This window comes from Effusibacillus consociatus (assembly GCF_042652925.1).
Classification (GTDB): Bacteria; Bacillota; Bacilli; order Tumebacillales; family Effusibacillaceae; genus Effusibacillus; species Effusibacillus consociatus.
On sequence record NZ_JBHSHC010000112.1, the window covers coordinates 333,578 to 342,838 of the forward strand.

Genomic DNA, 9,261 nt, shown 5'->3' on the forward strand with positions numbered 1-9,261 from the left:
ATAATAACGCGGGACGAATCGTCCTGATTCGGAAGGAGAATCATTATGAGAGTCAAAGATCGTGCAGCAATTATTACCGGATCCGGAAGCGGGATTGGAGCCGCAGCGGCGATGCGGTTGGCAGAAGAAGGGGCAAAGGTGACGGTTACAGACGTTAACGCGGCCAAATGTGAGGAGACGGCCGCTGCAATCCGAGCAGCCGGCGGGGAAGCGATTGCGGTACCATGCGATGTCACCAGCCGTCAGTCTGTTGAAGAAATGGTACAAAAAACGGTCGATACATTTGGTCGGCTGGACATCCTTGTGAATAACGCAGGAGTCATTCGCGATAATTTGGTTCACAAAATGACCGATGAGGATTGGGACACTGTGATGAACGTCCACCTGAAAGGCTCTTTCTACGCAACGCAAGCCGCTCAAAAATACATGGTGCCTCAGCGGTACGGGAAGATTGTCAATTTCAGCTCCACCTCCGCATTAGGGAATCGGGGCCAGTTGAATTATGCGACAGCAAAAGCCGGTTTGCAGGGGTTTACAAAGACCCTGGCCATCGAACTTGGAAAATTCAATATTAACGTAAATGCAATTGCACCCGGGTTCATTGAAACCGATATGACGAAAGCTACCGCAGAAAGAATGGGGATCGATTTTGAAACACTGAAGCAGGCAGCTGCCGAACGTTCGCTTCTGGGGCGTACAGGGAAGCCGATCGATATTGCGAATACAGTTCTCTTCCTCGTATCGGATGAGTCCAGTTTTATCACCGGTCAAGTTATTTACGTGCGTGGCGGAATCTAAGTATGGATCTACTTCGACCATGGGTTCATTGATTCATAGATTGCTCCCTTGTAATTCTTGAGAGGAAAATGATCTGAATCTTCTGTGAAGGGGGACTGCCTGAATGCCAAATGTATCAGTGGTTCACGGTTTGAGTCATGCAAAAGGTAAGAACTTTGTAGTGGAACCGATGTCACTCCCGGAAATGCTCGATCGTACAACAGCTCAGCATGGAGACAAAATCGGGATTACTTTCTATCAACTTCAGATGACTTACACTCAATTGCAAGCATACACCCGACAAGTCGCAGCGGCGTTATATGAATTTGGTGTCCGGAAAGGCGACAGGGTCGGGATCATGCTGCCAAACTGTCCTCAGTATGTTGGAGCCTTTTATGGTGTCTTGCGGCGGGGTGCAGTGGTGGTTCAGGTAAATCCGTTATATACGGAGCGGGAAGTTGAATATGTGCTGCAGGACTCCGGAGCGGAAGTTCTGTTTGTTTATGCCGACTTGTATCCCAGAGTGCGAAATATTGCCGGCTATGAAAATCTAAAACAAGTGATTGTCGTTTCTTTCGTGCCCACCAATGTCGAACTGGCTGAGAATGCGATTTTATGGGATGAATTTCTTCGTTCAGTTACACCGGTGCCGGATGAACCGGTAGATCCGCAGGAGGACGTGGCTGTTTTTCAATATACAGGCGGAACTACGGGTCGTTCCAAGGGGGCCATGTTAACTCACATGAACCTGGCAGCCAATGTTCAGCAAATCAATGAGCATACGTGTGAGGAGCCATTAGCGGAAGGAGACAAAATATTAACCGTCATCCCACTGTTTCATGTATACGGCATGAGCTGTGCGATGAATCTTGGGGTTCTAACGGGCACAAACGTGATTCTTCTGCCGCGATTTGATGTACTTGAAGTGCTGCAGACGATTAAAGAGCATAAACCTACTTTTTTTCCGGGTGTTCCTACGATGTATGTCGCTCTAAACTCTTACCCGGGTGCTGAGCAGTATGGGATTGATGCAATCCGGATTTGCAACAGCGGATCTGCGCCGCTGCCAGTAGAACTCATGCATTCATTCGAAAAGAAGACCGGGGCCAACATGCTTGAAGGGTACGGGCTCTCAGAGGCATCGCCCACTACACACAGCACCCCCCGGCGAGGGATTAAAAAACCGGGAAGCATCGGCATTCCGCTTCCGGGAACGGAAGCGCGGATCGTGGATCACGCATCAGGCGGCAAGACCCTTCCGATCGGGGAGGTCGGTGAGCTTGTGATTCGAGGACCACAGGTAATGAAAGGATATTGGAACTTGGCGGAGGAGACTGCCCATACGATTCGTGACGGTTGGCTCTATACGGGAGACATTGCACGGATGGACGAGGATGGATACTTCTATATCGTCGACCGCAAGAAAGATCTGATCATCGCCAGCGGGTATAATGTGTATCCCCGTGAAATTGAAGAAGTACTCTATACACACCCGAGCGTGCTGGAAGCTGTAGTCGTCGGAGTACCTGACGATTACAGGGGAGAAACAGTGAAAGCTTTTCTTGTTCTCAAGCCTGGGCAAACTGGCACGGCGGAAGAAATTGAAAAATTTTGCCGGGATCACCTCGCTGCGTTCAAAGTACCCCGACTGATCGAGTTCAGGGACGAGCTCCCTAAAACCGCGGTGGGAAAAATCCTGCGGCGTGTCTTGGCAGAGGAAGCGAAGAAACAAGCGTGAGGTGGGGACAGCACGGATTTGGTGCGAATCTTTAAAATGTTTCACGGATGGAGCAAAAATGTTGGAGGTGATTGGAGTTGGATCTATTTTTTCAACAGATCGTTAACGGCTTGGTGCTGGGCAGCATTTACAGTCTGGTAGCACTTGGAATCACTCTGATCTATGGAATTATGCATCTTCCGAACTTCGCCCATGGTCATCTGTATATGTTGGGTGCGTATTTGACATTCTTGATGATGACTCTTTACGGGTTCAGTTATTGGCCGGCGATCCTGGTCTCCGTGGCGGCTCTTGTGGTGATTGGGATGCTGCTTGAGAGACTCGTCTTCCGCCCGTTGCAGAATGCTCCCCATATCAACATGATGATTGCTGCAGTCGGCGTTATGCTGTTTATTGAAGCAACTGCACGAAAGATGTGGGGATCTGATTATCAACGGCTTGATTCCCCGTACGACGGTGTAATCAATTTGTTTGGACTTACCATCACGGAACAACGGTTAATTGTGATTGTGTCAGCAATTGCTCTGATGGTTGGGCTGAATCTGTTTTTGAAGAGAACGGTGATCGGATCAACGATTGAAGCGATGGCCCAAAATCGGGAAGGGGCTTTCCTGGTCGGGATCAACGCCAACAAAGTATCGCTTCTGACATTTGCGATCGCCTCCGGACTGGCAGCTGCAGCCGCTTCATTGGCGGCACCCATTAACCTTGTCTATCCATCGATGGGTGCGATGGTGAACTTGAAAGCGTTTGTGATTATTGTTTTGGGCGGGATGGGAAGTATTCCCGGTGCCGTGCTCGGGGGGTACATTCTTGGACTGGCGGAAAGCATGTCAGGCACTTATATCAATAGTGAATATAAAGACTTGGCTGCGTTTGTCCTCCTTGTTTTAATCTTAACGGTGAAACCAACCGGATTGTTTGCGAAGGAGGCCAGATAATATGAAATCCTTCTTTCCCTCGAAATGGGTTGCGGCCCTACTGCTGGTTACTGCAATTGCGATTCCTTTGCTCACTTCCAATACCTACTATCTGAATATGCTTATTATGGCGTTTATCTGGACAATTGCGGTTAGCGGGATGAATATTATTGCCGGATATACCGGGCAATTGTCATTAGCCCAGGCGGGGTTCTTCGGAATTGGCGCTTATTCCTTAGGTCTGTTGATGACAAAGGCGGAGATGTCTTTTCTTGCTTCCTTGGCCATCGCGGTTGCTTTGACAGGAATTATCGGTGCAGTTGTAGGAATTATTTCTCTGCGCCTGAAGGGCCACTACTTTGCGATCTTCTCTCTCTGTGTGGGAGTTATCATTCTCCTGGTCATTGAAAAATGGGAATCGTTGACGGAAGGGATCCGCGGGTTACTCGGCATCCCCATTCCGAAAATCGGCTCTTTTGAATTTGCCAGTATGAGCTCGCAGTATTACTTGATCCTTTTCTTCCTTGTGCTGGCGATGTTTGTCAATCAACGGATTGTCCGATCGTTAGTGGGAAGAACCTTTATTTCGATCCGAAACAGTGAAGAGTTGGCAGAGGCACTGGGAATTAACGTAATGCGGAACAAAATACTGGCCTTCGTTCACTCCACCGTTTTGGCCGGTTTGGCCGGTGCATTATACGCCGGGTATATTCGATTTCTAGGGCCCGACATCGCCTCGGTTGAGCATACGTTTGACATGTTGCTGTACCTTTTGGTAGGCGGAATCAGCACTCTTTGGGGTCCTTTGGTGGGAACCACGCTTGTGATGATCTTGATGCAATTGCTGCAGTCCTGGCAAGAGTATCGCATGATTTTTTTCGGGCCGCTGCTTGTATTGATCGTGATGTTCCTGCCGTATGGCATTATGGGAGCTCTCAACCGGCTAAAAACGAAACGTGACTCTCGTTTGCTGAGCACTCCGGATGAGAATGCTCCATTCCAGAGAGGGGTACCTGATCACAGGCTGGCAGGAGGGGAAATCGATGCTTAAAGCTGAAAAATTAACAAAAAGTTTCGGCGGGAATAAAGCGGTGAACGAGGTGGATTTCCATATAAGAAAAGGTGAAATTACGGCGATTATTGGTCCAAACGGGGCAGGAAAAACGACTTTTTTCAATCTGATCAGCGGTTTTCACCAGCCTACCTCCGGCAGATTGCTGCTTGAAGGTGTGGATGTCACCAAGAAGCCTTCCTACCGGATGGCGAAGATGGGGGTCGCCCGAACGTTTCAAACTACAAAACTATTCGCCGAGGCAACAGTGATTGATAATCTGATCGTCGGACATCGTTTGAGAACGAAAAGCGGGCTTATGGGAGCGGTAATTCAGAGCAAACGGTATAAACGGGATGAAAGCGCTTGCATCGAAAAAGCTTTACAGGTTCTTGATTTTGTCGGCGCTTCTGACCTGGCCTATCGACCGGTGGCAAGCATATCGCAGGAAGCCCAAAAAAGAGTGGCCATTGCACTTGCCTTAGCTACAAATCCGAAGCTTGTTCTGCTTGATGAACCTGCAGCCGGTATTAATGCCGATGAAACGAGCGGTCTGGCAGATCTGATTAAAAAAATGAAACAAGCAGGTCTCACAGTTTGCATCATCGAGCACAAGATGCAAATGATTATGAATTTGGCCGACCGGATTATGGTCTTAAATCAAGGGACGAAGATTGCCGAAGGAACACCGGCTGAAATCAGTCAGAATGAAACGGTGATTGAGGCTTACTTAGGAGGGGCTCACCATGCTCAAGCTCATTGATGTTTCAGTCAAGTATGGAAGCTTCAAGGCACTCCACTCCATCAATTTGGAAATTCATGCAGGCGAGCTTGTTGTGCTGTTGGGGGCAAACGGTGCCGGGAAGAGTACCATTTTTCGTACAATCAGCGGCCTGTTGAAGCCAACGAACGGGCAAGTCCAGTTCATGGGGCAATCGATCGGAGGATGGTCTCCGAATCGGATTGTCAAATCCGGAATAGCTCAGTGTCCGGAAGGAAGAAAGCTGTTCCCCGAAATGTCTGTTCTCAAAAATCTTGTTTTAGGCGGATACATTCACCGAAAGGACAAATCGGCCATCGCCCGTTCTTTGGAACATGTTTTTGATTTGTTTCCCGTTCTGTATGACAAAAAGGAACAACCGGCAGGCTCGTTAAGCGGCGGCCAGCAGCAAATGGTTGCGATAGCACGCGCTCTCATGGCCAGACCTAAACTGTTATTACTGGATGAGCCTTCGGTGGGACTCGCCCCGCTTGTCGTTGAACAGATGTTTTTAACGATTGAAAAAATCAACCGCGACGGCACGGGCGTTCTGTTGGCAGAGCAAAATGCGTTTGCCGCTCTGCAAATTGCCCACCGTGGCTATATTATCGAAAACGGTCATCTCGTATTGGAAGGAACAAGTGAAACATTACGGGATAATGAGGAGGTGAGACGCGCGTATATTGGTGCTTAAAACGAGGGGGTACAAATGATACAGAAAAGGAGAGGGTTAAATGAAACGAATGATGAAATCTCTTCTCACTCTGTCAACTGCTGCTTCTCTTTTGGTTTTGACAGCGTGCGGCAATCAACCGACGTCTGGAGGCGGAGGACAAACAAAAGTTGTCAACATTGGCTGGTCGGGTCCGCAAAGCGGCGGGGCTGCTCTCTACGGGAAGAATACGTTGGATGGGCTGCAGATGGCAGTCGATGATATCAATGCCGCTGGAGGCATTCAGGTCGGCAAAGATAAGGTCACTCTCAAACTTGTGCCCCTAGATGATAAATATGCGCCAAATGAAACTGCAACAAACGCACGTCGTTTAAAAACCGAACATAAAGCGACCATTATCTTTACACCCCATTCCGGTGGCGTGTTCGCCATGCAGACGTTTAACGCACAAGAAAAGTTTTTGATTGCCGCCTATACGAGTGAACCGAAAGTTACAGAAGCGAAAAACCCATTGACCGTTCGAATTCCTCCCCGTTATGACACCTATCCGAAACCATTCTCGGAGGAAATGATGAAACGCTTCGGCAAAAAGGTCGCTCTGGTTCCTGGAACGCATCAGTATGCAAAAGACTGGTCCGCCATCTTTAAGAAAACATGGACTGAACTGGGCGGTGAAATTGTGGCGGAAAACCCGGTCGATTACAATAAAGAAAGCGATTTTGCTCCAGCTGTAACGAAAGCATTGGCCGCAAAACCGGATGTTCTTTTTGTTGGAGGTGCTTCCCAACCCACGGCACTTGTGATCAAAGCAGCGCGCGACCAAGGATTTAAAGGTGGATTTATCCTGATGGACCAGGCGAAAGTGGAAGAGATTGAACCTGTTTTGAAAGACCCTAAAATGATGGAGGGCGTTATCGGTGTTATGCCGGCCTCCCAGCTGCCAAACGAAGGAACCAAGAAGTTTGTTGAGAGCTATCAGAAGAAGTTTGGTGCGGACAAGATCCCGACATCCGAAGTATCTTACCATTATTCCGCGATGTTTGTATTCGCAAAAGCGATGGAGTTGGCAGGAACCACAGAGGATGCTGCTGCAATCCGCGCAAAGGTCAACGAAGCAGCCAAACAAATGACTCCTGACAAAATCCCAACTCCCGTCAGCGGATTGGCGGAAGACGGGGCATTGATCACCGAGCCGAAAGCAACTACCATGAAAGACGGGAAATATATCGAAATTCCGCTGCCTGTCTCGAAATAGGCAAAACAACAACAGAAGAACACTTCCTCAATGTTGTGAGGGAGTGTTCTTTTCTATTATGATGGAAACATCTTACCAGTCATAGAGGTGTCCAATGCAACACGGAAATCGTATCAAGGTTGTGCGAGGCATTCATATCCGCGTGCAAAAAGAATACAAAAACTCCATGTTGTTCGGAGGGATTTACGGTTCGACCGCAATTGGTCGGGATACGGAGTTTTCTGATATTGAAATGATGTATGTGTTACAGCCGGGAACTGCTGAAAGGGCGAAGACTTTTCTTTATCAAGGAGTTCCGATTGAGATTAACTTTGTTCCCTTGGATCAGGCAGAGCGTCGGCTGGAGGAATTGACGCTGCAGGTCCCTTTTTTCATGGGGAATTTGGCGAATTTGCAGCTTTTAGTCGGGGACAACAAGCTGCGGGATGATATCCTTACCAAATACCAACAATTGCCGCAAGAGCAGATCGCCCGATTTTTTCTCGATCACGGATCCGAGATCGCATATGAATCATTCAACAAAATCCGTTCGATTCCTCGCAGGGCCAATAAGAGGGAACGGGAGCTGTTTGTGTTTGAAGTGATCCAGGAAATCTCCTTGGCCATTGCTCTTCTAAACCGTAAACCAATTACACGCGGGTATTATACTGGGGTCAAGGAGACTTTTGAATTTGAAAATGTGCCCGACAACTATAAGGAACTGGTTGAGGTTCTTCTGAAGGCAACAGACGTCAAAGATACAATTGAGGCGGGACACAATTTGATCGATGCTTATGAAAAGTATTTGTCAGAGCAGGGGATTCGTATTCGTAATGTTGACACGTTGGACGAGTTGGATTGGTGATTAGTTTTTACATTGCGAAAAAACCCGTCGTGGCGGGTTTCTTCTATATATATCTTTCAATCAGGGAAGTTAAAAGATCGATGGCGATTTCGTTTTGTCCGCCCTCGGGAATGATTAAATCTGCATATCTCTTGGACGGTTCAACAAACGCCTCATGCATCGGTTTGACAGTTGTCAAATACTGTTCGTGTACGGATTCAAGTGTCCGTCCCCGTTCATTAATATCTCGCATCACGCGACGCAGAATTCGGACATCCGGATCAGTGTCGACAAACACTTTTATATCCATTTGGTTTCTAAGTTCGGGGGCGGCCAAAATCAGAATCCCCTCGATCACCACCACCGGCTTGGATGGAACATGCAGCGTTTTATTTGTCCGCGAATGAGTGGAGAAGTCGTAGGTGGGCACCTCAATCGGCTGTCCCTCCCGAAGTGATTTAAGATGTTGTACCAGCAGGTGATTATCGAAAGAGTCCGGATGGTCATAGTTTATATGTTGTTTTTGCTCTGGGGACAAATGTGATAAATCTGCGTAATATGAGTCTTGAGAAATAAGCGCTACGTTTTCATCCCCGAGTTTATTTACTACAGCATGAGCAACAGTTGTTTTGCCCGAGCCTGATCCGCCTGCTATTCCGATTACGAGCATGTGTTTTCCCCCTTACAAAATACCATTCTACATTCTACATCGAATCGAGAGGGATAGCAAAAGGCTTTCGCTCTGACATGTTTTGTTTCAAGAATTGATTTGAGCCGTGGTTAAAATTATGGACACACAGGATTTCTTCTGTAACTAAAGTGACTGTCTCTTTACGTATAACGACGCTTTGTGAAGAGATTGTTAGGGAATTTTGAGTAAATCAATTTTTTGTTCCGGTTTGTTTGGCTGTTAGGATTGAGGGTGACCGGAATGCGTGGTAGTATACTTTTTGTCGCCTCACGAAGAGCGAGAACGTTCCACTCAATGGATCGCCGGTTATGGCGATAACGTGGAATAAATCCAAAAATTACCAGTTGAAATGGTAAATTGGATGTGCTAGGATAAAATTTGTCGCTGTTCACGACTTGGTCGTGTGGCGCGACGCACTTTCGTTCTTTGCACCGCAAGGGTATATAGTTTAACTTAGCGACTTGTCGCTTAGTTGCAACTTTCGCCACAAGGGCACTAAGTCACGCCAAAGTCACTGAAGTGACTGGTCGCGCTATGTACTCCTGAGTGCAAGTAACGCTAAGGCGCTAAAGC

Annotated in this window: 9 protein-coding genes; 8 read left to right on the plus strand and 1 reads right to left on the minus strand. The window is 47.8% G+C overall.

The window, feature by feature from the left end; genetic code table 11:
* Nucleotides 1–45: 45 nt before the first annotated feature.
* The 8 genes from ACFO8Q_RS16710 (at nucleotide 46) to ACFO8Q_RS16745 (ending at nucleotide 8,018) form a co-directional block, all read left to right on the plus strand.
* Entirely contained in the window at nucleotides 46–798 is a 753-nt protein-coding gene (locus tag ACFO8Q_RS16710) for an SDR family NAD(P)-dependent oxidoreductase (RefSeq protein ID WP_380026995.1), read from the plus strand.
* 103 nt (nucleotides 799–901) lie between these two features.
* Nucleotides 902–2,515 carry a long-chain-fatty-acid--CoA ligase gene (locus tag ACFO8Q_RS16715; RefSeq protein ID WP_380026998.1) on the plus strand — a complete coding sequence of 538 codons (1,614 nt, stop codon included), beginning with the start codon at nucleotides 902–904 and terminating at the stop codon, nucleotides 2,513–2,515.
* 77 nt (nucleotides 2,516–2,592) lie between these two features.
* On the plus strand, nucleotides 2,593–3,456 hold the full coding sequence (locus ACFO8Q_RS16720; protein WP_380027000.1) for a branched-chain amino acid ABC transporter permease: 864 nt from the start codon (nucleotides 2,593–2,595) through the stop codon (nucleotides 3,454–3,456).
* Between the two features lies 1 nt (nucleotide 3,457).
* A complete protein-coding gene (locus ACFO8Q_RS16725) occupies nucleotides 3,458–4,486 on the plus strand; it encodes a branched-chain amino acid ABC transporter permease (protein ID WP_380027002.1) in 1,029 nt (342 codons plus the stop codon).
* Nucleotides 4,479–5,249, plus strand: a complete 771-nt coding sequence (locus ACFO8Q_RS16730) for an ABC transporter ATP-binding protein (protein WP_380027004.1) — start codon at nucleotides 4,479–4,481, stop codon at nucleotides 5,247–5,249. The genes ACFO8Q_RS16725 and ACFO8Q_RS16730 overlap by 8 nt, the downstream gene beginning before the upstream one ends.
* A complete protein-coding gene (locus ACFO8Q_RS16735; RefSeq protein ID WP_380027006.1) occupies nucleotides 5,233–5,940 on the plus strand; it encodes an ABC transporter ATP-binding protein in 708 nt (235 codons plus the stop codon). The genes ACFO8Q_RS16730 and ACFO8Q_RS16735 overlap by 17 nt, the downstream gene beginning before the upstream one ends.
* A gap of 40 nt (nucleotides 5,941–5,980) precedes the next feature.
* Nucleotides 5,981–7,174, plus strand: a complete 1,194-nt coding sequence (locus tag ACFO8Q_RS16740; protein ID WP_380027008.1) for an ABC transporter substrate-binding protein — start codon at nucleotides 5,981–5,983, stop codon at nucleotides 7,172–7,174.
* A 94-nt stretch (nucleotides 7,175–7,268) separates the two neighbouring features.
* Entirely contained in the window at nucleotides 7,269–8,018 is a 750-nt protein-coding gene (locus ACFO8Q_RS16745; RefSeq protein WP_380027010.1) for a hypothetical protein, read from the plus strand.
* A 43-nt stretch (nucleotides 8,019–8,061) separates the two neighbouring features.
* Here ACFO8Q_RS16745 and udk read toward each other — a convergent pair whose 3' ends face one another.
* Nucleotides 8,062–8,667 (minus strand): uridine kinase, encoded by a 606-nt coding sequence (gene udk, locus ACFO8Q_RS16750; RefSeq protein ID WP_380027012.1) that lies wholly within the window; start codon nucleotides 8,665–8,667, stop codon nucleotides 8,062–8,064.
* Nucleotides 8,668–9,261: the final 594 nt, after the last annotated feature.

What these genes read in the sequence shown, in the direction of transcription:
- ACFO8Q_RS16745 (WP_380027010.1), top strand. Translation starts at nt 7,269, where the DNA reads ATGCAACACGGAAATCGTATCAAGGTTGTGCGAGGCATTCATATCCGC.
- udk (WP_380027012.1), bottom strand. Translation starts at nt 8,667, where the DNA reads ATGCTCGTAATCGGAATAGCAGGCGGATCAGGCTCGGGCAAAACAACT.
- ACFO8Q_RS16715 (WP_380026998.1), top strand. Translation starts at nt 902, where the DNA reads ATGCCAAATGTATCAGTGGTTCACGGTTTGAGTCATGCAAAAGGTAAG.
- ACFO8Q_RS16730 (WP_380027004.1), top strand. Translation starts at nt 4,479, where the DNA reads ATGCTTAAAGCTGAAAAATTAACAAAAAGTTTCGGCGGGAATAAAGCG.
- ACFO8Q_RS16710 (WP_380026995.1), top strand. Translation starts at nt 46, where the DNA reads ATGAGAGTCAAAGATCGTGCAGCAATTATTACCGGATCCGGAAGCGGG.
- ACFO8Q_RS16735 (WP_380027006.1), top strand. Translation starts at nt 5,233, where the DNA reads ATGCTCAAGCTCATTGATGTTTCAGTCAAGTATGGAAGCTTCAAGGCA.
- ACFO8Q_RS16725 (WP_380027002.1), top strand. Translation starts at nt 3,458, where the DNA reads ATGAAATCCTTCTTTCCCTCGAAATGGGTTGCGGCCCTACTGCTGGTT.
- ACFO8Q_RS16740 (WP_380027008.1), top strand. Translation starts at nt 5,981, where the DNA reads ATGAAACGAATGATGAAATCTCTTCTCACTCTGTCAACTGCTGCTTCT.